The sequence below is a fragment of the Chitinophaga pollutisoli genome (genome assembly GCF_038396755.1).
Taxonomy (GTDB): Bacteria; Bacteroidota; Bacteroidia; order Chitinophagales; family Chitinophagaceae; genus Chitinophaga; species Chitinophaga pollutisoli.
In genome coordinates, this window is the sequence record NZ_CP149822.1 from 868,309 (window position 1) to 893,735 (window position 25,427).

Genomic DNA, 25,427 nt, shown 5'->3' on the forward strand with positions numbered 1-25,427 from the left:
AACCATTTCCCATACCGGATGTTGAAAGGGGCTCTCCTGTCGATTGTATTGCTGATTTTTTGCCGGCTTTCCGTAGCAGGACAGCAGTCGTTCCATGTACTGGAAGACAGTTCCCGGCAACTCACGCCCGCGGGGGCGCTGGCAGCATGGCAGAACGGAGCTTTCAGGCCGCTGCAGCCTTCTTACCTCAATCCCGGTTATACCACATCCCATTTCTGGATCGCCGTTACCGCGCCCGATGTCGCCTTCTCGGAAAACATGTTGCTGGTGGCGGATAATCCGCATATCAACCGGCTGGAATGGTATGCTGCGGGGCGCAACGCAATGCAGCTGTTGTCGCTTACGGGCGATTACTTTCCCTTTCACCAGCGGCCGGTCAGGCATCCGTCGTTCGTGTTCCGGTTCAGTAATGGTCCGGGGTTGTACCTGCTCAAGATCGACAAGCATCATGAATCGTTGCAGGCGCCGCTCCGGCTGGAACGCCGTTCTGTTTTCCGGGCCGAAAGTGAGCGTTCGGCGCTGATCAACGGCATCCTCACGGGCATTGTGCTCCTGATCGTGTTGTTCGGCGCTTTCCTGTACGCCAACACCCGCGACGCGGTATACGGCTGGTACGCGCTCTATGTGCTGAGTACGCTGGGTTGGATCTGGTCGAACAGCGGGTTGGGGTTCCAGTATCTCTGGCCGGAATCCGAATATTTCCCCAGCCGTTCGCGCGTGGTTTTCGTATTCGCGAACTTCGTTCTTACCGTGCAATTCCTGAAAGTATTCACCGGCCTGGGGCAACCGGGCAGCCGTTTGCGGCAACCGTTGTTGTTTGCACAGGGCGTCTGGCTCGCGATGCTGGTTATCACATTGTGGCCCATCCATTATCAGCAGTACGCGCAGGCTACGATGGTTTTATTACGCGCGCTGCCGTTCTTTTCGCTGGCCGCGCTGGGATTGTTGCTGGCGGGATTGATCTACAAAGTTGTGAAAGGGAACCGCCCTTCGATGATTTACATAGCGGCGGTGCTGGTGCTGATGTTTTTTACGGTGATGGAAAACCTCTATCACCTGGGCACCGTAAAATTGCCGTCGTACTTCGCGCATTACGGATTGTTTACCGGTATCGTGCTGGAGATGATCATCATCACCTTCGGACTGGCGGCACGTTTTTCGTTTTACAGAAAAGAAAAGGAAGCCATCCTGCAAAAGATGAATGAACAGCAGAAACAACTGACCGATACGATCGTGACGGTGGAGGAGAACGAGCGGAAGGTGCTGGCAGACCGGCTGCACGACGAAATCGGCTCCCTACTCGCCCTGGCCTCGCTACAGCTCGATGCGGTGAAAGGGAATCCCATGCAGGGAAGCGCCCCGGCGGAACGCGCCAGCGGCATCATCAAAGAAATCAGTGAAACGGTGCGCAACATCAGCCACCAGCTCACGCCTGTGGCCATGGAAAAATACGGCCTCGTGAAAGCGGTGACCGACCTGGCCGGGATCGCCAACGCTTCGGGCAGGATCCGGATCGAACTGGTCATCATCGGCTTTGAAAACGATACGCATTACTCCCGGAACTTCCGGGTTATTTTATACCGCATCATCCAGGAATTGCTGCAAAACGTATTGCGCCACGCCGATGCAGGGCATGTGCTCATCCAGCTGATAGAGCACGAGGACCATTGCACGCTGATGGTGGAAGACGACGGGAAAGGCTTTACCGGCGAACTGCCCGCGCCCCAGCTCCTGCGCAGCATCCGTTCTAAAGTTGATTACCTGGAAGGAATGATGCAAATCGAACATCAAACCGAAAGCGGCGCATTGATCAATATCGAACTGCCGCTACCGAAAATGAATGGAAATTATGCCTGAACTCCGACTGCTCATCGCCGACGACCATCAGCTCCTGATAGACGGGATGCTTTCGCTGCTCCGCGAAGCCGGCGGCTACACCCTGCTGGAACCCGTTAACGACGGCCGCCAGCTCCTCGAAAAACTCGCTTCCACACCGGTAGACATCATCCTGCTCGATCTTAACATGCCGCATCTCGACGGCATCCGCGCCCTGGAAAAAATCCGCCGGCAATACCCCCGCGTCCGCATCCTCGTGCTCACCAACTACAACCAGCCGCAGCTCGTGGCGGAAGTCCGCAGGCTCGGCGCCAACGGATACCTGCTCAAAAGCGCATCCGCCGGGGAATTGCAGCGCGTGATCCGCCTCATCGCGGAAGGCGGCGAATGGTTCGAAGACATTGCTGTCGAAGAAGAACCGCTCCCCTCCTATTTCCTGGACGAATTCCTGCGGAAATACCATTTAACGAGAAGGGAAGTGGAAATCATCCGGATGGTGGGCAGCGAATTAACGAGCAAGGAGATCGGATCACGATTGTCGATCAGTGAATTCACCGTCAATACGCATCGCAAGAATATCATGCGCAAGCTGGAAGTCCGCAATATCGCGGGTATTCTCAATTTCGCCAGAACGCACGGTTTATTGTAACCGCTGCACGATTTCCATACAGGCGCGGCTGTTGTGGCAGGGCCCTTTGGTGAAGCCCGCCAGATCTTCGGGGATCGGATCCCCGTCGCGGTTGACGCCCCATCTCCATTCCCCCAGTTCCCGGTCGATGATATTTTCCTCGGTGAAGCGCCAGGTGTCTCCCGCCTGCGCGAGGTATTTTTCATCGCCGCTCACCTGCCAGGCGTTCACCAGCGCCACCATGGCTTCCGCCTGCGGCCACCAGCGTTTTTCTTCCACCAGGTGTTTTGTTTCAGGGTCGGCTTTGTACCACAGGCCACCGTCGGTATCCATGCCTTCGAGGGCCGCGTCGGTCAGCTGAACCGCGGCTTCGCGGGTGCGTTGGAGCAACGCTTCGTCGCCCAGGGCTTCGGCGGCGCGCTGCAGCTGCCAGGAAATCTGCATGTCGTGCCCGTAGGAGATCATGTTGCCTTCGGGTTTCCAGTCGGCGTCGAAGTACAGGCGCAGGTGGTGCGTTTGCGGGTCGATGATTTTGTCGAGGAAAAGTTTGGTGAGGTCGTGGAGGTGATGGCGCAGGCTGTCGTCGGGCCAAACGGCGTAGAGCGCCGAAAAACCTTCTAGTATATGGAGCTGGTCGTACATGGATTTGCGTTCGGGTTGTCCGGATTGCCAGTCGCGCGAGCATGCGCCGGTGTATCCGCCGCGGACGGGGTCGTGGGTGTAGAGTTGCAGCAGGCTGTAAATACCTTTGGCGAGATGAAGGGTCTCGGTCGACGGGTTGGCGTGTTGCCAGGTGGCGAGACCGAGAAGGGCGAGGCCCATGGCATGGGGTTCCTTGAGGGGATCCTGGCAGCGGCCGGCGTAATCGGTATCCCGCACCACGCCGCCGAATTCGGGGTCGATGCAGTGGTCGCGGAACCAGGCATAGGCGCGCCCGGCCGCGGCGAGCCATTCCGACCGGCCGGTTTGGATGGCCCCGGCAGCAAAACTTTGCAGGATGCGCGAAGTAAGCACAGAAGGTTTGAGGGCGAAGGGATCCGGTCTCCCGCCGGCCGACATCTTTCCATAAAATCCGCCAAAGCGGTGGTCCGTCATTTCCCGGTCCCAGAATCCAAGGATATGGTCTCTTTCCCGTTCGAGTGATTGCCTGAGGGTTGTTTGCATAGCAAATAATAGAAATTTAATGACCGGGTGGCTGCAACCGTGTGGCGGCGATTCTACGGCCGGTTTCCAGTTCGCGGATGAAGGGCAGGCCGGTTTGCAGATACAGCCGTTCGCTTTGATCCAGGTAGTTGTCGAGCTGGAAAAACATCGCGGCGCGGTTGGCGCCGATTACTTTGATCATGCGGCGGTAGTACCGGGTTTGCAGGTCCACGAATTCGCGGTCATTTTTAAGAATGTTTTTAGTGAGGTTTTGCAGCATCGGTTCGTCGAGCGCCTGGAATTTTTCGTTGTAGGTCCGCAGCAGCAGGTTGCGCATCTGCGCTACGGGCATTTTTTCTTCCGCATAGGCGTAAAAAACTTCAAGGAACTCGGGTTGTTCGCTGCGGCCCACGCGAAGCAATTCGGTGAAAACGGTTTCGCGGGTGCGGCCGAAGAGGCGGAGCACCACGTCTTCGGATAGTTGCATGCCGGCCGAGGAGCTGTCCTGGCCGAAAAGGGCGGCGCTGCCCAGCAGCGTGCCCAACATTGTCATCAACATCAATTTGCTCATACCACAATGTTTTATGCACCGGGTTATCCCGGCGCCATTTTACAAAACGGGGATTCCTGACGGGCGGTAATGGAGGAGTATAAATACATCCATACGCGAATTGTTGAGGACAAAGGGCCAACTACCATTATATAACAATAAATAGGGTGTGTTGTTGTATGAGGGGTAAAGAAGGAAGAAAAGAAAGTATCTAAGTTTCGGAGGCTTTTTTGAACAAAAGGCAAGGAAAAGCGGGAAAGGATGAATAGTGTTTTGAAAAGCCGGCATTAGGGGAAAAATCCTCCAAAACGCCCGTCAATACTAAATTTCACTATTTTTGCAGTTGTTTTAAAAAGAACCAAATTATGCGGAAAGGATTTATTATCAGCGCCGTCATCGCCCTCATCGGCACCTTCCTCCTGGGCTGGTACGCCAGCGCCTGGTGGTACGTGACCACGGCGGCGGTAGCTGGTTTGACAGTAATGGGAATCAACGACATGATCCAGACAAGACATTCCATTATGCGGACCTACCCTGTGGTGGGGCGGATGCGCTACTGGATGGAAGCCCTCCGCCCTAAAATGTACCAGTATTTCGTGGAGTCCGACATAGATGGCAGGCCCATCAACCGGATCGACCGCTCCACCATCTACCAGCGCGCCAAAAAGGAAATGGACACCATGCCCTTCGGAACGCAGCTCGACGTGTACGAAGAAGGGTACGAATGGATGAGCCACTCCATCGCCCCCAAAGATTTTCACAAACTGAACCATAACCCGCGGATGACGATCGGGAACAAGGATTGCAAACAACCTTATTCCGCCAGCATCTTCAACGTGTCGGCCATGAGCTTCGGCTCCCTCAGCAGCAACGCTATCGAAGCCCTCAACGGAGGCGCCAAAATCGGCAACTTCGCCCATAATACCGGCGAAGGCGGCATCAGCCCCTACCACATCAAACAGGGTGGCGACATCATCTGGCAGATCGGCACCGGCTATTTTGGCTGCCGCGACGATGAAGGAAATTTCTCCGACGAGGTTTTCACCCAAACCGTGCAACTGCCGCAGATCAAAATGATCGAGCTGAAGCTGAGCCAGGGCGCCAAGCCCGGCCATGGCGGCATCCTCCCGGCCAAAAAGAACACGCCCGAGATCGCGGCCATCCGGCACGTGAAGCCCGGCACCACCATCTACTCACCGCCCTATCACTCGGCGTTCAACACCCCGAAAGAACTGGTGCTTTTCCTCCATCGCATGCGCGGGCTCTCCGGCGGCAAGCCCGTCGGCTTCAAGCTGTGCATCGGCCGTAAAAGCGAGTTCATCGGCATCTGCAAAGCCATGATCGAGCTGGATATTTATCCCGATTTCATCACCGTGGACGGCGGCGAAGGCGGTACCGGCGCGGCTCCCCAGGAATTCAGCAACCACGTGGGCGCCCCCCTGCTCGACGGCCTCGCTTTCGTGCACAACATGCTCATCGGTTTCAATATCCGGCACCACATCAAAATCATCGCTTCCGGCAAGATCCTTTCCGGATGGCACCTCGTGCGCGCCGTAGCCCTCGGGGCCGACGGCTGTAACAGCGCCCGCGCCATGATGATGGCCCTCGGCTGCATCCAGGCGCTGCTGTGCAATTCCAACAAATGCCCGACCGGCGTAGCCACCCAGGACCCCGCCCTGTCTGTAGGGCTTGTGGTGGCCGACAAAAAGCAACGCGTGGCCAATTATCATGAAGACACGCTCAAAACCTTCGTGGAACTGATCGGCGCCGCCGGGATCGACGATTACAAAAAGCTCACCCGCTCCCATATCTACCGCCGCGTGTTCATGAACGAAGTGCGCACCTTCGAGGATATCTTCCCGAGCCTGGAACCCAATTGCATGCGCGAAAGCCGCATCCCGGAAAAATATAAGCAGGACTTCGAACAAGCGTTCGCAGACCGCTGGGTGTAAATGCCCATTTCACCCGCAAGCATATGGCCGCCCCCGACCCGGGGCGGCTATTTTTATTCACCCTTTCCCATTATTCCTTCATCATCATAGCGCCAGCCCGAAGGATTATTTTTCGTATATTCATTGAGTATCAACCAAATCGCACTGCAGTCTACATAATGCATATTTTTAATATATTTATATTCCAACATCAGCATACCAGCATGAAAGTGAACGACAGATTTACCTGGGCAGTTGAAATGCTCCATATCGACCCGGACGACCATATTCTAGAGATCGGATGCGGGCATGGCATTGCCGTATCCCTGATAGCGCCGCAGCTCAAAACCGGAACCATCACGGCGGTAGACGCATCGCGGGCCATGATCGACAAGGCGCAACGTAAAAACGAGGGCCTGGAGGCCGATTTCATCCACCAGACATTCTGCCAGACAGCGCTTGGCCAGCGTTTCGATAAAATATTCGCCTTTAATGTCAATATATTTCTGAACAACGCAGAGAAGGAGCTTTCATTGATCCGGGATTACCTGGCGCCTTTGGGTGCCCTGTACGTTTTTCATCAGCCGCCGCCCTCTGCCGGGATGGAACAGGCGCAGGGGTTTGCCGAACGGATTTCGGGACAGCTCGAAAAAGGCGGGTATGTGATCCGGGACGTATTGTTCAAAAAACTGGCGCCCGCACCCGTGGTTTGCATCATCTCGCAACCATCTCCCGCACCCTGAGGGAATTTGCCTACCTTTGTGGCCGCATGAAATTCGAACAATACCGCATCTCCGAAGAGCTGAAGCGGAGCCTGGAAGACCTGGGCTTCAAAAAGCCGACAGATATTCAATATAAAGCCATCCCCTCTATCCTGAAGGGCGATGATGTACTCGCCATCGCACAAACCGGTACAGGCAAGACGGCCGCCTTCGCCATTCCCGTATTACAGCTCATGCAACAGCGGCACCGTTCGAAACGCACCCGCGGTGAAGTGAAATGCCTCGTAATGGTACCCACCCGCGAGCTCGCCCTTCAAATTGCAGAAGTCTTCAAACAACTCGGGAAATATACACCGGTAGACATCCTCGGCCTTGTAGGTGGCGTAGATGCGGAAGCCCAGATCAGGAAGCTGGATAAAGGTGTAGACATCCTCATCGCCACTCCCGGCAGGATGTTCGACCTCCGCGCCCAGGGGCACCTCGACCTCTCCCACGTGCAAACCCTCATCCTCGACGAAGCCGATCACATGCTCGACCTAGGCTTCATCCGCGATATCCGCGACGTGATCAAACACATCCCGTCCAACCACCAGACGCTGTTCTTCTCCGCCACCATCGACGAACATATCAAAGACCTTGCTTACTCCGTGGTCCGCAATCCTATCCGTATCCAGATTTCGCCGGAAGACCCCGTGTCCAAAAACATCAGTCATGCCGTGGCGTATGTGGGTATGGATGATAAACGCTTTTTCCTTGAACGCCTCGTGCGCGAGTTCCCCGATAAAAAGATCCTGGTGTTCGTTCGCACGAAAGTAAGGGCGGAACGCGTTGTGGCGGCCATGGAGCGCGTCGGCATCCAGAGCCTCGCCATGCATGGCGGCAAAGAACAAGGCGACCGCCTAGCCGTGATGACCGAGTTCCGCAAGGGCGAAAACAAGCTCCTCATAACCACCGACGTCAACGCCCGCGGGATCGATATCCCGAACGTGGACTATGTTGTGAATTACGACCTGCCGGAAGACCCTGAAAGCTATGTCCACCGCATCGGCCGCACGGGCCGCGGCACGCAGAAAGGCCAGGCCATCAGCTTCTGCAGCCCGGAAGAAAAACCCCTGCTCGACGCCATCCATGAATACATCGGCAAGCCCGTGAAGGAAATGACCATCTCCAAAAACGAATACGAAGCCACCATCCAGTTTTCAGAAGAAGTTCCCAACGAAAACGTGCAGCTGCTCATCGAACAGCACGAAGCCGCGATGAAGGCCGCAAAAAAGAAGAAGAAAAAGAAGTAATTCCTTATTTTGGACGCCGATCTACGCTTTTAACGTCATGAAAAAACTTTGGATCGGCCTCCTGGCCTGTATTGCACTCACCGCATCCTCCCCCGCTCCCGGCGACGGCGAATGGATTTCGCTGTTCAACGGCAAAAACCTGAAAAACTGGACTGTCAAGATCCACCATCACCCTGTGGGCAAGAACTTCGGGAATACTTTCCGGGTGAAAGACGGCGTCATCCAGGTGCGGTACGACCAGTACGGCGATTTCAACGAACAATATGGGCACTTGTACTATAACACGCCTTTCTCCCATTATCACCTGCAGATGGAATACCGCTTCACCGGTGAATGGGAAAAAACGGCGCCTTCCTACACCATACTCAACAGCGGCGTAATGTTCCATTCACAAGACCCGCGCACCATGCCGGTGGAGCAGGACTGGCCGATATCGGTGGAAATGCAGTTTCTGGCGGGCCTGGGCGACGGACAGCCGCGCCCCACGGGCAACATGTGCTCCCCCGGCACCAACATCGTTTACCAGGGCAAATTCAATACCCAGCATTGCATCAATTCCAGTTCCAAAACGTATGAAAAAGGTGAATGGGTGAAAGCGGAGCTGATCGTTTACGGTGATTCCCTCATCCAGCATATCATCAACGGCGACACGGTGCTGCAATACAGCAAGCCGTCCATTGGCGGGGAAGTAGCCAACCGCTACGATCCCGCGCAGAAAATCGACGGCAAGCCCCTCACCTCCGGCCACATCGCCCTGCAAAGCGAAGGCCAGCCCATCGATTTCCGGAACATCCGGATTAAAAAGCTGCCGGGTAACCGGTAAACAGAACGCGGCAACAAGGCGGACAAACCGCTCCCGTTGCCGCGTTGAACTATAACGCCGATCAGGTTCTGATCTCCTTTCTCATAAACAACCAGTACGACAACGCGAAACATGCCGTGGTAGCCGCGATCAATCCCGTCAGCTGCGGCCATACGATCATGAGGCTTTCCCTGAACGGCAAGGGCGCGGGAATGGCCCCCGCCATCTGCTCCATCGTGAGCGGCCCCAGGCTGCGCACGGAAGGCATGAGCAGTGTAGTGGCGGCGTCCGTATATAACTGGCTGGGCGCGATCCGCAACAGCGAAAGGAACAGATTGTTGAACGAGATCACGCTTTCCTCCGGCAAATAAGCCGTGTCCGGCACGATCGAGCGCATGATCATGTTTACGATGATCTGGTAGAACACCGTGAAAAATAACCATATCCCGATGGCGGTAAGCGCCGAAGTAGCCGCGTATCGGAACAATACCGACAGGCAAATAGCCAGGCTCAGCCAGAAACCTACATATACAACACTCAGCACCACAAAAGCCATCATCCGCAAGCACTCCGCCCATTCGATCGGCACACCTGTAAACAGCAGCCCGCCGCCAATCATCAGCAGCACCAGCGACAGGAATAAAACGCCCACCACCAGCAAGGCACCGTAGAACTTCGCCAGTAACAGGTTATCACGGTACACCGGTTGGGCTACCAGGCGGATAAGCGTTCCATTGCTCCGCTCCGCATTCACCGCGTCGAAGCCCAGCGCGATACCGAGCAAAGGCCCGAGGAAACTGATGAAAATATGGAAAGTCGGTAACGAATTGTCGGACGTGGTCAGCAATTTCAGGTATACGAACAGGTGGTCGGGATCGCTGGAATTGGCCACTGCCTGCCGGATATTGGACAATGAAACATACATCGCACCGATAAAGGTGAACAGGATCAGCAACAGCATGACGATAAAACGCCAGCTGCGGATATGATCGCCCACCTCTTTCCGCACGATCACCCGGAAAGGGCTGGCCGGCGCTTGTTGCCGGGCAAACAGTTTTTTATGGATAAATATGCTGGACTTTTCCATGTGTTTCACTCATTTTTGGATTGCTTTCAAAATAACGCTGGTAGATCTCATCCAGGCCATAGGCTTTGCGCTGCACCGCCGTGATGCTCAGCCCTTCCTGCACCATGAGCCGCACCGCGTCCGGCGTAATCTCCGTCCGGCACGACAACTCCACCGCATGGCCCGCAACTTTCACGTCCTGCACTCCCTGGATGCTCCGCAACTGTTGCTCCAGAGCCGGGTGCACCGCCAAATCCTCCCGGACCGTCACCGTCACCACATACGGCTCCTTCCCGAACAACCGGCTGGAGATCGTGTCGATATTCCCCTCCACCAGGAGCCGCCCTTCCACGAAAATGCCCACCCGGTCGCAGATCTGTTGCATCTGGTGCAGGTGATGGGACGACAGCAGCACGGTCAGACCCTGTTGCCGGCTGAGTTGCCGGATCAGTTCGAGGAACTCGCGGATACCGGCCGGATCGATGCCCAGCGTGGGCTCATCGAGAATCATGACTTCAGGTTCCCTGACCAACAGGTCCGCCAAACCCAGCCGCTGCTTCATCCCGCGGGAGAAGGCACTGGTTTTTTTATGCATTTCTTTTTCGAGCCCCACGAGTTCCAGCGTCTTCCGCGCGCGGGCAGCGATGGCATGTTCCGGGATACCGTTCAGCCGGCCGATGAATTGCAGGTTTTCCAATGCGGTGAGATTATCGTAGAACCCCACGCTGTCGGGCAGGTAGCCCACTTTGCGCTTGACCGGGATCGGATGCCGGGTGGCATCGATGCCGCAGACCATAGCCTTGCCGGCCGAAGGTTCCGTCAGACCCAGCAACATGAGGATCGTGGTGGTTTTCCCCGCGCCGTTCGGTCCGATCAGGCCGAATATCTCACCCTTCCCGATCTGCAGCGAGAGATTGTCCACCGCTTTCACGCGGCCGTAGCGTTTGGTCAATCCTTCCAGTTGAATTATCGGATGGTCCATATCAAATTATCTTCTTCCATATTTACGAATGAGGTAATACACGATGCCTGCCGAGCAGAGGATCACCAGGATGCCCAGCCAGCCGGAAAGCAGCGAGGTCTTAACTGTCATGCGGAATGCGGCGGCGGAATTGGCGTGCTCATTCCTGGCGGTAAAATTGGTAACATAATCTCCGGCGATGGTTTTATCCGGAACGCTCAGTGTAGCCGTCACCTGCTGTGTTTTCCCTGGTTCAAGCCTGTCGATCCGGGAAGGTTCGAATGACGCGCTCCAGTTCGCGGGAGCCTGGGAAGTCAGTTCCAGGCCTTCCAGCGGCAGGGTGCCGGTATTTTTTACCGTCAGCTGGATTTGTTTCTTCGACCCTTCGGTGATGTCGTCGCTGAGGCGGCCGGTAGGTGTAGACAATTCGAGGCTATGGCTGCCTTTCACAACGGCTTCCAGCTCCAGCCGCAGCGTATCGCCCGCGCTGAGTGCGATAACCGGCACTTTGAACTTGCCCGGTTTGGCCAATGGCGGGGCAGAAAGTTCCACGGAGATTTCCTGGGTGCGCCCGGAGTCCAGCCGGAGCCCGGCCACCTGGCTGCCTTCGGTCCTGAAAACCGTATTCCAGCCCGCGGGGGCCAATGCCTGAAATTCATACAATTGCGTGCGCCCGCTACCGTTATGCAACGTGGCGTTGAAGCGGAAGGGTTCCTTCAGCGTGGATTCGATGTTCACCAACCTGGCCGTGAAGGCCGACCGGCCAGCGTTTTTCTGTGCATGTGCACCGGTTGCAACAAAAGAAATACAGCATACTACAATACATAAAGCCCGCAGGTAATTGAAATGCGCTGACATAAAAATCGGATTGCTTGTTTAAAATGGATAATGAATTGGCATAAACGGATCATGCTGCCTCCCTCGCATGGAAACAGCCGGTTACATCATAGAATGGCACGTTACATCGTATGGAAGTGCGGACTGCCGGAGGATTTAAATGTTGACTTTGTAAAATCTGAAGGTGGAGAAAACGGCTGCAAAGGCCTGTACTGCGCCACAGGCATCCCGGTGTTGGATTGGTTGCGGAATGCGTGGTTGTCTGCGATCGCCTGTTCCGGCGTGAAGTTGTTGGTTGTTGGTGATTTGGTTGTTAAGCTGGTTGTCATACTAAATGAAATTGAATGGATCAGATACAAGTTCACGTAGAAAAAATGTCATCCCGTAAAACAGGAATAAAAATTTTGACAAGGCCCGAAAATAAAAAATTGAACTGTTATAAGAAAGTTAAAACGACAAAAAAATAGCCGGCAAGGAGTTGCCGGCCCATCTTTCCTTACCCAAGTGTCTTGGGTATATGTCCATTCTATTTAAGCGATGTGAGGAACCGCCGGTTCGGGTTGCGCGGCAAAAAACTTCGCCACATCTTCCCAGGTGTCGTAACGGTTGTAATCTTCGTAATGTACGTTGTGGGGAGCGGTAAACAGCAGGCGCTCGCCTTCGAAGTACCGGAGGTTTTTGTCGTAATCGTCGATCATAAAATCGGCGTTCACGATGGTTTTGAGACCACAGAATACGATATTTTTCCAGCTGATAAAAGGAAAATGTTCTTTCAGCCAGTCAATTTTTTCCGCCAGCGATTGTGGGAACTCCACGGCCGCCGATACGATGAAAACTTCGTACCGCTCCATTAAATCCAGGATTACCCGCTGGCTGCCTTCCATCACCGGCGCAGTACGGAAAAAACCAGGCGTATGCAGGAAATGATGGACAATCCCCTCCTGCGGGAAGCCTGTTGTTTCCGGCACCCCGTTCAGCTGCTCCTTGGTTACCCGCTCGCCCGTGCGCTCGAAGTACCAGTCGCAATAATGCTGAGTCAGGTCAGCCATCACTCCATCCATGTCAATTGCTATGCGTTTCTTTGCCATATTCTGCTATTTGATGCAAATTTATGCAACATTTCCCATTTGAAAAATCCATTTATTGCTATTTATGGCATAATTTTGCAAGAAACCGCAAATAATGTTGAAAGAAGAAAGGCTGGATTACATCCTCAGGAAGCTGAATGCAGACAAGAAAGTGCTCCAGGCGGAGCTGAGCACCGATTTGCAGGTCTCGGAAGATACCGTCCGCCGCGATCTGGAATCCCTGGCGCAGAACGGGCTGCTCATCAAAGTACGCGGCGGGGCCATCCCCCATTCCCCCAACCCTTATTCTTTCAAGGAGCGCAGCCTGCTGCATACCGATGATAAAATGCTCATGGCCCAAAAAGCCCTCAGCATGCTCCATAACGGGCAAACCGTGATCCTCGACGGCGGCACTTCCACCCTGTCACTCGTCAAAATCTTCCCGCCCGAACTCGATATCACCGTTATCACCAACAGCGTTCCCATCGCACAATTACTGATCGAACATCCGAAAACGGAGGTCATCTTCACCGGGGGACGGGTCAATAAAGATTCGCAAACCGCGGGCGGGCAAGACACCATCCGGATGCTGCGCCGCGTCCGCGCCGATCTTTGCTTCATGGGCGTTTGCAGCCTCCACCCCATTCTCGGTGTAACGGGGATGGATATGGAAGAATCAGAAGTTAAAACCACCATGGTCGAAAGCGCCAACCGCATCGCCACCCTCGCCACCGGCGACAAAATGGGCACGGCGGAGCCTTTCAAGGTGTGCGACATCACCGATCTCGACACCATCATCACCGACAATCCCGACCTGGCTTTCCTCGAAGCTTACCGCGAACTGGGCATCAGGGTCGTGTGATCGTTTCAGGGGCTTTCTTCTCCGTGATCACGCCCTCCGATTCCTTCTCCACCTGTTCCACCCACACCGCGTAATCGTTCGGATAAATCCGTTCCCCTTTCTTTTGCACGTATTGCCGCGTGAATTCCGCCCCGAAATACAGGATGGCGGAAGAATAGTATACCCAGGTGAGCAAAATCACCAGCGAACCCGCCGCACCGTACGTCGACCCGATACTGCTGGAGCCGAGATAAAACCCGATCGCGCCTTTCCCGATCATAAACAACATCGCCGTCACCATCGCGCCGGTCCACACATGCCGCCATTGCACCTTTGCATCCGGCAATACCTTGAAAATTACCGCAAACAAGGTGGAAATGACGGCAAATGTCAACACCAGGTTCACCACATACGCCGCCACCACCGTCACATCCGGGAATAATAACGTCAACCGGTCCATCAGCACTTCAATAATGCCATGTAGCACCAGCGATACCACGAGCACAAATCCAAGGCTCGCCACCAGCGAGAAAGAAAGCAACCGGGTGAGGAGAATTTTCAACAGTCCTTTCCCCTTCTTCGGCTTCGCCTTCAACCGCCAGATCAGGTTGATGGAATCCTGGATCTCTGTAAAAACGCCTGTGGCGCCGATGACCAGCGTCACGAAACCAATAATGGTGGACCAGCCAAAATCCGGCGACAGGTAGGAATTGGCCACCACATCCTGGATCTGCGTGGCCGCCGAAGCCCCCACCAAATCGCGCAACTGGTGGTAAAGATTGCCTTCCAACGCATCCCTTCCCAAAAAAATATCGCTGAAAAACAGAATAATAATCAACATCGGCGCAATGGAAAACACAGTGGAATAAGCCAGTGACGCACTGAGTTTCAATACCTTATCTTCCATAAAATCGCTTCCTGCGCATTTAAGCAATTGCCATCCGTGGCGGATAATAAACGGTTTTCCCATATCCCCCTTAACACAAAAAGAAGGCCACGGGTTAAAAAAACCGTCCCCTGAAAAAGGGACGGCTGTTTCTGAATTTGAGTATATATCAACAATAAACAAGGCGCATCAATTCCCCTGCCCGAAAGCGGGACTGTTCTTATCGAACCACAGGCGCTGGTTGGCCAGTGTGGTGGCCGTCCGGTCGTTGGGCGTAAAGCCCTGGTCCTGCTGCGCTTTCAGCCAATTTTCGTTATTGGTGCCCAGCGCTGGCTCGTCCAGCGCGTAACGGCGTGGGATTGGCTCGTTCCAGGCGTTGCGGGTGTAGTAGGCGGAATTGTTTTTCGGGTAACCTGTCCGGCGGACGAACGTAAACGCTTCGTTTCCCAGGCGGTAGAAGTTCAGGTATTGCTGGATGTAAATCCTTTCGAGATTATTCACGCCATTGAACTTTACGTTGGGGTGATCGAGATAGGCTTGCACATCGGCATTCCCGTTACCCGTGAGGCCGGTGGTGCTTTCCGCCGCCGCGGCGATGAGGTTCATGGTGCGCAGCGAGGATTCCACGCCTTTTTTATACCAGTCTTCGGCACTTCCTTTCGTATCAAACCCTGCACCGTAGCCCTTCTGCACCATTTCCGCGATATAGAAGCAGGTTTCGGCGTAAGTCACCATATAATCGAGCAAACGGCCGGTGGTATTGGAGCCGTAGCGGGGCGCGAAGAATTTCTTATTGATGAAACCGATCAGTCGCCATTTATTATTCCCGCCTGCGTCGAAGGTGGTTTTGTACCAGGTGGCCTTCACCGGGTCGGTGGTCCAGTCGGCCGGGCCACCCTGCCATTGCACCATCGGATCGTTCAGGTTGATGAAAGCGGGGAGCGTTTTGTTGTATTTGTCCAGCGTATCCCGGAAGCTGCCCGTCAGGTCGTTGGGTGTGAAATAAATGGGCAGGCGCGGGTCGTTGGTGGATTTCATGAAATTGATGATCGATGATGTGCCGAAGCGGGGACTGCGGTAATCGATATCGTTGCCGATGGGGTTCCAGGTGGGGCGATCATATTTAAATTGAGCAGCATCCGAATCGATCGGCCCTTCCGCGCTGGTCATCACTTCCCGGAACACGCGTTTCGTAATGTTGACGTCCGCCTTCTCGTACCGCACGGCGATGCGGAGTTTCAGCGTATTGGCGAGTTTGGCCCAGTTCAGCCAGTTGTTGGCGTAATAGATATCCGAAGCGCCGAACCCGATCTGGTTGGTGGCCGGCATCGCCAGCGAATCAATGGCGAGCGATAATTCCGTAAGCCAGGTATCGAACAACAGCTGCTGCGGATCGTAGGCGGGGCGCAGCTCGCCCGTTTGCCTGGCTTTGATGGCCTGGGTGTATGGCATCGAACCGTTCATATCCGTTGTTTTCAACGCCTGCAGGATACCCACGATGTAAGTGGCCGCGCGGATATTGCGGTAACGGTCGCCGTCAGACAGGCCGCTGGAATAATTCCGGATCTCCACCAGGTTGGGCAGGATGTTGTTGTACAACACGCGGTAGCGGCTGTTCACGTTGTTCGACAACTCGTATGGATCGGTGGTGAGGTGCTGGGAAAAACGTAATAACTGCTCCAGGTTTTCCCAAACCCATTCCTGTCCCTGGTAACTCTCCAGGTTCTCGCAGGAATAGGCGAAAAGCGCCGCCACGTCGGGCGTTGTTACCACGCTGGGATCGGTGTTCGTTTCCCCGAAATCCTTTTTACAGGAAGCGGAAAAAAGCGCGGCGGCCGTTATGATGGAAAGAATCGTTAGCTTTTTCATGTGAATCGTTTAAATGGGTGAACAACTAGAATCCGGCGCGGATGGTGAACACGAAAGACCGCGTCATCGGGGGCACGAAGCCTTCTTCCTTGTTCACGCTGGTCCGGTTGGAGTTGTTGGCCGCCGGGTTGAAATTGTTCGGAAGCGTGTTGTACAGATACCCCAGGTCGCGGCCCAGGACGCTCACCTGCAGGTTGTTCAGCCGCAACTTCTCGGCTACAGATACCGGCAGCGTATAGCTCAGCGCAATCTGCCGCAGCGAGATCCAGGAGTTCTTCACCACCCAGTAATCGCCCACCGCCGTAGAGAACGAACCATATCGGTACATGTACTGCGGCAGGTGCGTGGGCTCTACGTACCCTTTATCATACGCTTCCCGGAATGTCATGCCGGACACGTCTACCTGCGAACCATCGGGCTGCTCGATCGTTTGCCCGTTGTCGAACACCCCGTCAGGGATGATACCGTCGTCGTAAGTGCCGAGGTCGTTAGGGTATTTGCTGGTCCAGCTGATACCGCCGTGGGACGCGTCGCGGCCCTGCAGCGAGGATTTGAAGATACCGGTGTGGGTGCCGTAACGCATGGAGTGCATCACCATATCGCCGCCGATTTTGGCATCGAAGAGCACGTTCAGGGAAATGTTTTTATACCGGAAGGTATTATCGAAGCTGGAACGGAAGTCGGGGTTGATATCGCCTACATCCATCCATTCGTTGCTGCGTTGCGGAAATGCCGCCCTTGCGTCGGAGCGCCATGCCAGTACGGTTTTGCCGTTATTGGGATGATCCTCCGGCTTGCCGTTGGCGTCGTATGCCTGGTAGGGCTTGGAGTGGATGCGGGTCCTGATCACGCCATAAGCGCCGCCAACTTTGGCGTAAGGGATCTGGTCGTTGGCGCCCAGCCCTTCTTCGTCCAGTGCATAGTATTCATTATCGCCGTACAGCTCTATGATTTTGTTGCGGTTCCGGGTGAAGGTGAGCGTCGAGTTCCAGTTGAAGTTTTTCGTCTGCACCGGCGTTCCCGTCAATGAAATTTCCACGCCTTTGTTCTGGATGTTCCCTGCGTTGATCAGCTGGCTGTTCACGCCGGATTCCGCCGCCGCCGGGATGAGGATGCCCTGGTCGAAGGTATTGTCTTTGTACACCGTGAAATCGATCCCCAGTCGGTCTTTCATGAACCGGAGATCCAGCCCGCCTTCATAAGAACGCTTGCGGCGGGGTTTGAGGTTTTTATCCACCGTATAAGTTTGCCCCTGCGCATTGAGGAGGTACGTCAGCATGGGGTTATTCCCCCCGTTGGCCTGTGAAAAGCCCCTCAGCTGGAAGCCGGGGTTGAGGACAAAGGGGTCAATGTCACCACCCAGCCAGGCCACGTTCCCCCGCAGCTTACCGAACGAAATAAACGCGGGCAGCTGGAAGGTTTCGGTGAAGATCCAGGAAAGGCTCACCGCGGGATAGCTGAAGAAGTTGTTGCCAAGGCCGCTGCTGTAGGTAAGGGCCGACGACCAGTCGCCGCGCCAGGTGGCCTGCATGAAGAGCTGATCTCTCCACGCCAAGTCCGCACTGCCATAAATCGAATTGATCGTTTTACGGTTTTTCACACCGCCCGTAGCAATCGGCAGGCGTTTGGAGTTGGACAGGAAGTAGTTCCCCGGGAAAATAAGCCCGCCGTCCGTTTCGTCGTAGTTATAGGTGGTGTAATACCGCTGCGTTTCACCGCCGATGTAACCGCTCAGCGAGAGGTCTTTGCTCAGTTGTTTATTGACAACGCCCATCCATTTCATAAACCAGGCGCGTTTCTGCGAGTGGCCCAGGCCATACTTGCCGCCACTGGTATTGTCTTCCCCCTAAAATCAAATCCCTGCCCCAGTTCCTTCGTTTCGTTCCTGATGGCGATATTGCTGAAGTTCCCTTCCAGCTGGAGGTTCAGCCAGCTGGTGAGCTTCGCGTTGACGGCGAGGCGCCCACGGAACATCTGCTCATCCTGGAGGTAATCGTTTTCAAAAATCCGGAACCAGTAATCAGCGCCGGGAACGAAGTTGGTTTCGTTGGCGTCGTATACTTTGGGCACACCGCCGAGGGTGCTGGTGTATTTGCTGCGCTGCATCCAGTATTTGGTGTCGTAGTTGCGGGGGAAAATCCAGATGTAATTATTCAACCCCAGCTGCGGCGGGTTTTCGCCTTTGAGGGACGTGTAATCCGCGCCCGCGTCCAGCGTGATAAAGCTGGTCAGGTTGTGCGTGGCGCGCAGCGTGAAGGCGTTTTTGTTCATCTTGTTCCGGAAATTGATCCCTTCCGCCTGGTTGCGGGAGTACGACAAACGGAACGAAGATTTATCCGTTGCGCCGTCGAGCGCTACGTTGGTGAGGTAGCCCACGCCGGTCTGGAATGCATCGAGGTAATTGTTGGGGGCGGCTTTGTATTCGGTCCAGGTGCCGTCGTAATTCCGCACTTTCTGGTTGGCGAATTTCGGCCCCCAGTTCTCCAGTTCCCTGTTTTTTTGCGGATCGATATACGGTTCGCCGGCGGCGTTGGTGGGGAACACCTTCGTTTGCCAGTTGGTTCCGGGCCCATATCCGGGGTCGCGGGTATCGGTAAAGAAAGCGCCCACGGTGCCGCCGCCGTATTCGTTCTGGAAGTCCGGCCCGCGATAGGGGTCCTGGATGTTGATGGACTGGCTCAGGGATACGCCCCAACCTTTTTTCGTCCGTCCTTTTTTGGAAGTGATGAGCACGACGCCGTTCACCGCGCGGGCGCCGTAGAGTGCCGCCGCTGCGGAGCCTTTCAGCACGGAAACGCTTTCAAACTCTTCCATGTTCAGGTTCTTGAGATCGTTCCCGAAATCGCGCCCCTTGCCGTCGAAGGCGTCGTTCTCCATAATCACCCCGTCGATCACGAAAATGGGCTGGTTGTTGAGGCTGAGGGTGGAGTTGCCCCGCAGGAGGATGCGCGAGTTGCCGAACAGCCCACCGGAGCCCTGATCGATGTTGATGCCTGGCGCTTTTCCCTGTAAGGCGTTGATGGGGTTTACTTCATTGGTGGCGGCCAGTTCCGCGCCTTTCACTTCCGACACGGAGTAGCCCAGCGCGCGTTTCTCCTTGCGTTGGCCAAGTGCCGTTACCACTACTTCCGACAGCTCGCGTTTGGACTCCTGGAGCACCATGTCGTAGTTGCTGCCCGCGCCGATGGCCTGTTCCTGCGTAGCGAAGCCGATAGCGGTAAAAACCAACACGGCGCCTTCTTCAGCCTCGATTTCGAAGAACCCGTCGGCATTGGTGGTGGTGCCTTTGGCGGTCCCTTTTACGGTAACGGTTACCCCGGGAATGCTGGAACCGTCGGCCGCTTTCACGCGGCCGGTGACTTTCTTAAAAAGCGCGTCGCGGCTGATGACCACCTTCAGCCCGTCGCGCTGGATAATGATCTGGGAGCCGACTACTTCGAGGTTGACGTTGTAGGGCGACAGCAGTGATTGCAGCACGTCGCCGAGCCGCGTGTCCTGCACGCTGACGCTCACGATACTGTTCAGGGGGATGGTTTGGGTAGCATAGGCGAACTTGACGGAAGCCGCCTCTTCGATCCTGCCGAGCACACTTTTCAGCTGCTTGTTGGCCACGGTAAGGGAGATTTTCTTGTCGAGCACGCCCTGCGCCTCGCGGCCCGCGGCGATGGCGGACATCACGTATATGCACAGGAGGGTCTTCAACAGCGCTACCCGCATCATGAAACGGAAGGTATTCATACGCTTGATATTTTGGTTGACAGTAAATGTTCTTTCATTCGTGGTGAGGGTTCGGAGCGGGGCTTAATGGCAGCCAGGACCGGAGATCCGCACTTCATTGTTCACTGTTTCGTAAGTTGCGCCCAGCACTTTGCAGAGCACATCCATCTTATCGTAAAAAGTGCCTTCTTCCAAAGACACGGTAATCCTGCATTTTTCGAACAGCTTCCTGTCGTACCGGATTTCCACGGCGTAGGTATCCGCCAGGGCGTCCACGACGGCGGGAGCGGGAGCTTCGTCGAAGCTGAAACGGGGAACGGGGGCAATGGGGTTTTCGAGGATGGCCTTATTTATAACAACCGACTTGGCCATCGTGTTGCGTCCGGCGTCATAAACGGCCTGTTCATTGGGCAGTAATATCCACGACTTTCCGTTGCCGTCATGCGAAACGGAAACTTTCCCGGAGCGGACGGCTACGGTGATGCTTTCTCCGCCGCTGATCCGGAAGCTGGTGCCCAGCACGCGGGTTACGACTTTTCCGGCGAATACGGTGAAGGGGCGCTTCGGGTCGGGCGCTACTTCGAAAAACGCCGAGCCTTCCAGCCGCACTTCCCGGGCATCGGGGCCGGGTATGCTTTGATAACGGACCCTGGCGCCGGGGCTCAGGGTAATCCGCGAACCGTCTACCAATAATACGGACCGCAGGGACTGGCCGTTGTTCGTAGCGAGGATCTCCCCGCTCCCGATCTGGCAATTGCCGGCGTTTCCGCGGCGGTTTGCTGGGCCGGAGGAGCCTGTCTGCCCTTCCACCACCATCCCGCGACCGCCACCAGCAAGACCACGGCGGCAGCCGCAGCGTACCGCATCCGGCGGACCTTCGGCTGCAAACCCGCTTCAATGTCTACCCATATCTCCCCTGCCAGCCTTTGGGACTGCGTTTCGTCCTCGGCCGCCCTTACATCAGCGATGATACGCCGGGCGCGGGCCACTAAAGCCTCCCGCCGGGTATCTTCCGCGATCCAGGTTGCCCACCGGGTATCGGCGCCCGCAGTCGGGCGCAATATCCATTGTACAAAATCATCGTCGCGCAGTAATGCTTCCAGTTCGGCTTGGGTGTAAGACATACAGTTGAAAAAAAGGTGGTCGTTTTAAGGTATGTACATAATACCGGTCCGCGATACTCACTTCCGGGTCACTTTTTTCATTTTTTTTGGTGCGGGATGGCTATTGTATCTCCAAATGGTAAAATGCCATGCATATGAGGCCGCCGTAATGCGGGGTTAGTCCATAGTAAAAGCGGGCTTATTAAGGGGCAACAGCAGGGTTAATGAGGGGGTAATGTATATCAAAGGTATATCAGCCAGTACCAAATGCAATACAGTAAAGGGTAAGTAACCCTTTTATATACATTCGGTAACCTTACATTAAACCCATGGAAAATCCCTCGCGGCCCCTGACCGATAGTATTTTAACCTTCCCGTAATAGGATGATCAGGGCGAGGGCATTGGGCCCGAGGAGTTGGCGGAGATGGGTCACGCCGCGATGGAGGAGGTTGGCGGCGGATTGGTAATGGATGGCCATGATTTCCGCGGCTTCTTCGGTGGAAAGGCCCTGGTAGAAGCGCAGGTTGATCATTTCCTGCTGGCGCTGGGGCAGCTGCCCGATGGCTTCGCGGATGCGCTGGCGGCGGAGGGATTCGTCTTCCTGTTCGAGGAGAATGGCTTCGGGATGGACGGGGTCCGCCTGATCGGGGAGCGTATCGGCGTAGCGCATGCGCACGCCGGCCTTCCGCATGAGTTTATAGCGGAGGGCTTTCAGTAAATAACCCCTTACGGAGCCAACGGCTGGTATGCGCCCGCGGGAGCGCCAGAGTTCTATAAAAAGGTCCTGGATAGCATCTCTCACCATCCCCTCATCCCTGCTCACCCTGATGCCGTAAACAATCAGCGGCGGCGCGTGCTCATCATACAGTTGCGCGAATGCATCCCGGTCACCTTGTCTGAAGGCCTCCCAAACCGGATCCGCGGCGGGTGGCATGTTGTTTAGTATCGGCATGCTGATACGGCTGCTTTCTGTCTGGTAAGGTATGCATATTTCGCAAAAATTTCACCTTCCTTTCCCAACCAAACCCCTCGCGCAGGGGTTATTTCAACATGACACAGGTAAAACAGATAACGTTCGCCGCACGGCCCTCCGGCCTGCCCGATGCATCCATTTTCCGGATCGAGGAAGTAGCCCTGCCCGATGCGAAAGAAGGTGAGCTCCGGCTCAGGGGTTTGTTCTATTCCGTGGACCCGTACATGCGCGGCCGGATGAACGACGCCAAATCGTACGTGCCCCCCTTCCAGGTCGGCCAGGCGCTGGAAGGCGGTGTGGTGGCGGAAGTAATTTCGTCCCGCGCGACGGGCTTCGAACCGGGAGACGTTGTGCTCGGCCCCTATCTCCCCTGGCGCACGGAAATGACCGTTCCCGCCACCGCCGTTCAGAAAATCGACGCCAGCATCGCCCCGCCCAGTTATTACCTCGGCGTACTGGGCATGACCGGCCTCACGGCATACATTGGCCTCATGGACATCGGCAAGCCCAAACCAGGGGAAACCGTAGTAGTATCCGGCGCCGCCGGCGCCGTGGGCTCCGTGGTGGGGCAGATCGCCAAACACCTGGGCTGCCGCGCGGTGGGAATCGCCGGTTCGGATGAAAAAGGGAAACTGCTGACGGAAACCTTCGGGTTCGACGCCGCCATCAATTATAACGAGCCCGGGCTCGACGACCGCCTGTCCACCGCCTGCCCCAACGGCGTAGACATCTATTTCGACAATGTAGGCGGCGAAGTATCGGACGCGGTGATGAAACAACTGAATTTCTTCGCCCGCGTGCCGCTCTGCGGGCAGATTTCCATGTACAACGCCACCAAACCGCCCACCGGCCCCCGCTGGCAGGGATTGATGGTAACGCGGAGCATACTCATGCAGGGTTTCATCATCCGCAACTACGCCGCCCGCTTCCGGGAAGGGATCGAATTCCTCGCCCCGCTCGTGAAAGCCGGCAAGATCAAATCGGAAGAAACCGTGGCGGAAGGGTTCGAAAAACTCCCGGAAGCCCTGCTCGGCCTCTTTTCCGGCAAAAACAAAGGCAAAATGATCGTCAAAGCCTGATCTTCCCCTAACAAAATAAAAATAACCATATGAGCGATCTGACAGGAAAATCCATCGTAATCACCGGCGCCGCCATGGGACTGGGTCAAGCCGCCGCGCAGGTCTGCGCCGCCAACGGCGCTTCCCTCACGCTGGTCGATTTCAACGAAAAAGCGCTGAACGAAACCGCGGCAGACATCCGCAATGCGCACCCCGATGCGCAGATCACCACCGTTTTGGCCGATGTATCGAACGAAGAAGCCGTGAAAAAGTACGTAGCCGCCGCGATGAACGCCTACGGCCGCATCGACGGCTTCTACAACAACGCGGGCATCGAAGGCAAACAGGCCCCCATGGCCGAATACGACCTTGCGGTTTTTGAAAAAGTCATCGACATCAACCTGATGGGCGTCTATTACGGACTACGCCATATTCTTCCCATCATGGTCAAACAATCGTACGGCCGCATCGTGAATGTGGCCTCCGTGGGCGGTATCCGCGGCGTGTTGCACCAAACGCCTTATGTGGCCAGCAAGCACGCCGTATCGGGGATGACGAAAACCGCCGCCCTCGAATACGCCAAACACGGCATCACCACCAACGCCATCGCGCCCGGCGCCATCCTTACACCGATGGTAGCGGGCGCATTTCAGCAAATGAACCCATCGGATCCCAAAGCGGCGGAAACCGAATACGCGAAAGATAATCCCAGCAAGCGCCTCGGCCTCCCCGTGGAAGTCGCCAACGTGGTGGCCTTCCTCCTCAGCGACGATTGCAGTTACGTAAACGGGCAAACGATCGCCATCGACGGCGGGCAATCCAACGCCTACGGCCCGGTGTGATGCCGGATAGCCATAAAAAAAGCCGTCTGCCCGAAAGGACAGCCGGCTTTTTTATATCTGCGGGGCGGTTATTTGCGCACCCCGAATTTGTATACGGTAGTTTGTTTGTAGGTCTCGCCCGGGCGGAGGATTGCGCTGGGGAACGAAGGCTGGTTGGGTGAATCCGGGAAGTGCTGTGTTTCCAGGCACATACCGGCATGCTTGCCGTACACGGCTTTGTTGCGCGTGTTGGACAGGGAACCATCCAGGAAGTTGCCGCTGTAGAACTGTACGCCGGGTTCGGTAGTGGCCACCGTCATCACGCGGCCCGATACGGAATCGTACAGCATGCCGAATTCCTGCAGCCCTTCGCCTTCTTCCAATACCCAGTTGTGGTCGTAACCACCCTGCACCTGGCTGATGCGCTCGCCCACTTTATGCGGCGTGGTGAAATCCATCGGCGTGCCGGCCACGGAATCCAGGCGGCCCACGGGGATGAGGGTTTCATCCACAGGCGTGTAGCGCGGCGCGCGGAGCTGCAGCTCGTGGCCCAGGATGTCTTGCGACTGGCCGGCCGACAGGTTGAAGTAACTGTGGTTCGTCAGGTTGACGGGCGTGGCCTTGTCGGTGGTGGCGGTATAATCGATCTGCAGGGCGTTGTCTGCCGTGAGGGTATACACCACTTTTACATCGAGGTTGCCGGGATATCCTTCTTCGCCGTCGGCGCTGCGGTATTCGAGCAGGATGCTGCTGTCGCCCGGTTGGGGCGTAGCTTTCCAGATCACTTTATCGAAACCTTTGATGCCGCCGTGCAGGGTGTTGCCGTTATTGTTGGCGGCCAGTTTGTAGGTCACGCTGTCGAGCGAGAACTGCGCTTTGGCGATGCGGTTGGCATAACGGCCCACCAGCGTGCCGAAATAAGGATTGCCGGGTTGGAGGTAGCCGCTGAGGCTGTCGAACGAAAGCACCACGTTACCGGGGGCGCCGTTCTTGTCGGGCGTGATAATATCGGTGATAACGCCGCCGTAGTTGAGGACTTTGACGATCATGCCATTGGCGTTGGTCAACGTGTACTGGGTGACTTCAGCACCGCCCGTTTCGCCGTATTTCGAGCTGGTCAGTGATACGGCAGCCGCTTTCTGGCCGCCGTCGCCGCAGGCGGTAAAGGCCATAATGCCGCCGGTAGACAATGCCATGAGGGTCGAGAGCTTTTTCATGTAGAGCGTGAAATTTTAAAATACAATACTTGGATTTGATCCTTTAAATATCTGTATTAAATCCTGAAATTTACAGTCATTTTTTCAGGAATGTTTGATAAATTGT

At 55.6% G+C, this 25,427-nt stretch carries 24 protein-coding genes; 9 read left to right on the top strand and 15 right to left on the bottom strand.

The features are described from left to right. Positions 1-18 precede the first annotated feature (18 nt). Positions 19-1,857, top strand: coding sequence for a 7TM diverse intracellular signaling domain-containing protein (locus WJU16_RS03745; protein WP_341836984.1), 1,839 nt, complete (start codon positions 19-21; stop codon positions 1,855-1,857). Beyond that, positions 1,850-2,485, top strand: coding sequence for a response regulator transcription factor (locus WJU16_RS03750; RefSeq protein ID WP_341836985.1), 636 nt, complete (start codon positions 1,850-1,852; stop codon positions 2,483-2,485). The genes WJU16_RS03745 and WJU16_RS03750 overlap by 8 nt, the downstream gene beginning before the upstream one ends. Here the strand turns inward: WJU16_RS03750 and WJU16_RS03755 are convergent. Beyond that, positions 2,477-3,628, bottom strand: coding sequence for an AGE family epimerase/isomerase (locus WJU16_RS03755; protein ID WP_341836986.1), 1,152 nt, complete (start codon positions 3,626-3,628; stop codon positions 2,477-2,479). The two genes, WJU16_RS03750 and WJU16_RS03755, sit on opposite strands and share 9 nt — an antisense overlap. Positions 3,629-3,644: 16 nt before the next feature. Beyond that, entirely contained in the window at positions 3,645-4,178 is a 534-nt protein-coding gene (locus WJU16_RS03760) for a hypothetical protein (RefSeq protein ID WP_341836987.1), read from the bottom strand. A 344-nt stretch (positions 4,179-4,522) separates the two neighbouring features. On the opposite strand from WJU16_RS03760, the gene WJU16_RS03765 reads away from it, so the two are divergent. The 4 genes from WJU16_RS03765 (at position 4,523) to WJU16_RS03780 (ending at position 8,925) form a co-directional block, all read left to right on the top strand. Beyond that, entirely contained in the window at positions 4,523-6,109 is a 1,587-nt protein-coding gene (locus WJU16_RS03765) for an FMN-binding glutamate synthase family protein (RefSeq protein WP_341836988.1), read from the top strand. 203 nt (positions 6,110-6,312) lie between these two features. Further along, a complete protein-coding gene (locus WJU16_RS03770) occupies positions 6,313-6,831 on the top strand; it encodes a class I SAM-dependent methyltransferase (protein ID WP_341836989.1) in 519 nt (172 codons plus the stop codon). A 26-nt stretch (positions 6,832-6,857) separates the two neighbouring features. Beyond that, positions 6,858-8,102 (top strand): DEAD/DEAH box helicase, encoded by a 1,245-nt coding sequence (locus WJU16_RS03775; protein ID WP_341836990.1) that lies wholly within the window; start codon positions 6,858-6,860, stop codon positions 8,100-8,102. A 37-nt stretch (positions 8,103-8,139) separates the two neighbouring features. Beyond that, positions 8,140-8,925 (top strand): DUF1080 domain-containing protein, encoded by a 786-nt coding sequence (locus tag WJU16_RS03780; RefSeq protein ID WP_341836991.1) that lies wholly within the window; start codon positions 8,140-8,142, stop codon positions 8,923-8,925. Between the two features lie 61 nt (positions 8,926-8,986). Here the strand turns inward: WJU16_RS03780 and WJU16_RS03785 are convergent, their stop codons facing one another. The 5 genes from WJU16_RS03785 to WJU16_RS03805 all read right to left on the bottom strand — a co-directional run bounded on the left by WJU16_RS03785 (position 8,987) and on the right by WJU16_RS03805 (position 12,856). After that, entirely contained in the window at positions 8,987-9,991 is a 1,005-nt protein-coding gene (locus tag WJU16_RS03785) for an ABC transporter permease subunit (protein ID WP_341836992.1), read from the bottom strand. Further along, complete coding sequence (locus tag WJU16_RS03790) at positions 9,963-10,952, bottom strand: ABC transporter ATP-binding protein (protein ID WP_341836993.1); 990 nt, start codon at positions 10,950-10,952, stop codon at positions 9,963-9,965. Before WJU16_RS03790 ends, WJU16_RS03785 begins: the two co-directional genes overlap by 29 nt. Before the next feature lie 6 nt (positions 10,953-10,958). Further along, complete coding sequence (locus tag WJU16_RS03795; RefSeq protein WP_341836994.1) at positions 10,959-11,789, bottom strand: NEW3 domain-containing protein; 831 nt, start codon at positions 11,787-11,789, stop codon at positions 10,959-10,961. A gap of 101 nt (positions 11,790-11,890) precedes the next feature. Beyond that, positions 11,891-12,097, bottom strand: coding sequence for a hypothetical protein (locus tag WJU16_RS03800; protein ID WP_341836995.1), 207 nt, complete (start codon positions 12,095-12,097; stop codon positions 11,891-11,893). A 201-nt stretch (positions 12,098-12,298) separates the two neighbouring features. Beyond that, positions 12,299-12,856: a 5' nucleotidase, NT5C type gene (locus WJU16_RS03805; protein ID WP_341836996.1), complete on the bottom strand. Its 558-nt coding sequence runs from the start codon at positions 12,854-12,856 to the stop codon at positions 12,299-12,301. A 94-nt stretch (positions 12,857-12,950) separates the two neighbouring features. On the opposite strand from WJU16_RS03805, the gene WJU16_RS03810 reads away from it, so the two are divergent. Further along, complete coding sequence (locus tag WJU16_RS03810; protein WP_341836997.1) at positions 12,951-13,697, top strand: DeoR/GlpR family DNA-binding transcription regulator; 747 nt, start codon at positions 12,951-12,953, stop codon at positions 13,695-13,697. Here WJU16_RS03810 and WJU16_RS03815 read toward each other — a convergent pair. The 7 genes from WJU16_RS03815 to WJU16_RS03845 all read right to left on the bottom strand — a co-directional run bounded on the left by WJU16_RS03815 (position 13,684) and on the right by WJU16_RS03845 (position 22,204). Continuing rightward, entirely contained in the window at positions 13,684-14,646 is a 963-nt protein-coding gene (locus tag WJU16_RS03815; protein WP_341836998.1) for a YihY/virulence factor BrkB family protein, read from the bottom strand. The two genes, WJU16_RS03810 and WJU16_RS03815, sit on opposite strands and share 14 nt — an antisense overlap. A 105-nt stretch (positions 14,647-14,751) precedes the next feature. After that, positions 14,752-16,431, bottom strand: coding sequence for a SusD/RagB family nutrient-binding outer membrane lipoprotein (locus tag WJU16_RS03820; protein WP_341836999.1), 1,680 nt, complete (start codon positions 16,429-16,431; stop codon positions 14,752-14,754). Positions 16,432-16,456: 25 nt separating this feature from the next. Continuing rightward, positions 16,457-18,214: a hypothetical protein gene (locus WJU16_RS03825; RefSeq protein ID WP_341837000.1), complete on the bottom strand. Its 1,758-nt coding sequence runs from the start codon at positions 18,212-18,214 to the stop codon at positions 16,457-16,459. Beyond that, positions 18,211-20,169 carry a TonB-dependent receptor plug domain-containing protein gene (locus tag WJU16_RS03830; protein ID WP_341837001.1) on the bottom strand — a complete coding sequence of 653 codons (1,959 nt, stop codon included), beginning with the start codon at positions 20,167-20,169 and terminating at the stop codon, positions 18,211-18,213. The genes WJU16_RS03825 and WJU16_RS03830 overlap by 4 nt, the downstream gene beginning before the upstream one ends. Before the next feature lie 63 nt (positions 20,170-20,232). Then, complete coding sequence (locus WJU16_RS03835) at positions 20,233-20,838, bottom strand: FecR domain-containing protein (RefSeq protein WP_341837002.1); 606 nt, start codon at positions 20,836-20,838, stop codon at positions 20,233-20,235. Next, complete coding sequence (locus WJU16_RS03840) at positions 20,832-21,272, bottom strand: hypothetical protein (RefSeq protein ID WP_341837003.1); 441 nt, start codon at positions 21,270-21,272, stop codon at positions 20,832-20,834. The genes WJU16_RS03835 and WJU16_RS03840 overlap by 7 nt, the downstream gene beginning before the upstream one ends. Positions 21,273-21,616: 344 nt before the next feature. Further along, the gene (locus WJU16_RS03845) at positions 21,617-22,204 is read right to left on the bottom strand and encodes a sigma-70 family RNA polymerase sigma factor (protein ID WP_341837004.1); all 588 of its coding nucleotides are present in this window, start codon (positions 22,202-22,204) and stop codon (positions 21,617-21,619) included. Positions 22,205-22,302: 98 nt separating this feature from the next. Here WJU16_RS03845 and WJU16_RS03850 point away from each other — a divergent pair, with 98 nt between their 5' ends. Beyond that, a complete protein-coding gene (locus tag WJU16_RS03850; RefSeq protein WP_341837005.1) occupies positions 22,303-23,304 on the top strand; it encodes an NADP-dependent oxidoreductase in 1,002 nt (333 codons plus the stop codon). A gap of 29 nt (positions 23,305-23,333) precedes the next feature. Further along, a complete protein-coding gene (locus WJU16_RS03855; RefSeq protein WP_341837006.1) occupies positions 23,334-24,125 on the top strand; it encodes a glucose 1-dehydrogenase in 792 nt (263 codons plus the stop codon). Positions 24,126-24,193: 68 nt separating this feature from the next. Here the strand turns inward: WJU16_RS03855 and WJU16_RS03860 are convergent, their stop codons facing one another. Beyond that, a complete protein-coding gene (locus tag WJU16_RS03860) occupies positions 24,194-25,321 on the bottom strand; it encodes an aldose epimerase family protein (RefSeq protein ID WP_341837007.1) in 1,128 nt (375 codons plus the stop codon). Between the last annotated feature and the right edge of the window lie 106 nt (positions 25,322-25,427).

Bases quoted from the DNA above. Each gene is read 5' to 3' on its own strand.
- WJU16_RS03745 (WP_341836984.1), top strand. From the start codon at position 19: ATGTTGAAAGGGGCTCTCCTGTCGATTGTATTGCTGATTTTTTGCCGG.
- WJU16_RS03750 (WP_341836985.1), top strand. From the start codon at position 1,850: ATGCCTGAACTCCGACTGCTCATCGCCGACGACCATCAGCTCCTGATA.
- WJU16_RS03755 (WP_341836986.1), bottom strand. From the start codon at position 3,628: ATGCAAACAACCCTCAGGCAATCACTCGAACGGGAAAGAGACCATATC.
- WJU16_RS03760 (WP_341836987.1), bottom strand. From the start codon at position 4,178: ATGAGCAAATTGATGTTGATGACAATGTTGGGCACGCTGCTGGGCAGC.
- WJU16_RS03765 (WP_341836988.1), top strand. From the start codon at position 4,523: ATGCGGAAAGGATTTATTATCAGCGCCGTCATCGCCCTCATCGGCACC.
- WJU16_RS03770 (WP_341836989.1), top strand. From the start codon at position 6,313: ATGAAAGTGAACGACAGATTTACCTGGGCAGTTGAAATGCTCCATATC.
- WJU16_RS03775 (WP_341836990.1), top strand. From the start codon at position 6,858: ATGAAATTCGAACAATACCGCATCTCCGAAGAGCTGAAGCGGAGCCTG.
- WJU16_RS03780 (WP_341836991.1), top strand. From the start codon at position 8,140: ATGAAAAAACTTTGGATCGGCCTCCTGGCCTGTATTGCACTCACCGCA.
- WJU16_RS03785 (WP_341836992.1), bottom strand. From the start codon at position 9,991: ATGGAAAAGTCCAGCATATTTATCCATAAAAAACTGTTTGCCCGGCAA.
- WJU16_RS03790 (WP_341836993.1), bottom strand. From the start codon at position 10,952: ATGGACCATCCGATAATTCAACTGGAAGGATTGACCAAACGCTACGGC.
- WJU16_RS03795 (WP_341836994.1), bottom strand. From the start codon at position 11,789: ATGTCAGCGCATTTCAATTACCTGCGGGCTTTATGTATTGTAGTATGC.
- WJU16_RS03800 (WP_341836995.1), bottom strand. From the start codon at position 12,097: ATGACAACCAGCTTAACAACCAAATCACCAACAACCAACAACTTCACG.
- WJU16_RS03805 (WP_341836996.1), bottom strand. From the start codon at position 12,856: ATGGCAAAGAAACGCATAGCAATTGACATGGATGGAGTGATGGCTGAC.
- WJU16_RS03810 (WP_341836997.1), top strand. From the start codon at position 12,951: ATGTTGAAAGAAGAAAGGCTGGATTACATCCTCAGGAAGCTGAATGCA.
- WJU16_RS03815 (WP_341836998.1), bottom strand. From the start codon at position 14,646: ATGGGAAAACCGTTTATTATCCGCCACGGATGGCAATTGCTTAAATGC.
- WJU16_RS03820 (WP_341836999.1), bottom strand. From the start codon at position 16,431: ATGAAAAAGCTAACGATTCTTTCCATCATAACGGCCGCCGCGCTTTTT.
- WJU16_RS03825 (WP_341837000.1), bottom strand. From the start codon at position 18,214: ATGAAATGGATGGGCGTTGTCAATAAACAACTGAGCAAAGACCTCTCG.
- WJU16_RS03830 (WP_341837001.1), bottom strand. From the start codon at position 20,169: ATGAATACCTTCCGTTTCATGATGCGGGTAGCGCTGTTGAAGACCCTC.
- WJU16_RS03840 (WP_341837003.1), bottom strand. From the start codon at position 21,272: ATGTCTTACACCCAAGCCGAACTGGAAGCATTACTGCGCGACGATGAT.
- WJU16_RS03845 (WP_341837004.1), bottom strand. From the start codon at position 22,204: ATGCCGATACTAAACAACATGCCACCCGCCGCGGATCCGGTTTGGGAG.
- WJU16_RS03850 (WP_341837005.1), top strand. From the start codon at position 22,303: ATGACACAGGTAAAACAGATAACGTTCGCCGCACGGCCCTCCGGCCTG.
- WJU16_RS03855 (WP_341837006.1), top strand. From the start codon at position 23,334: ATGAGCGATCTGACAGGAAAATCCATCGTAATCACCGGCGCCGCCATG.
- WJU16_RS03860 (WP_341837007.1), bottom strand. From the start codon at position 25,321: ATGAAAAAGCTCTCGACCCTCATGGCATTGTCTACCGGCGGCATTATG.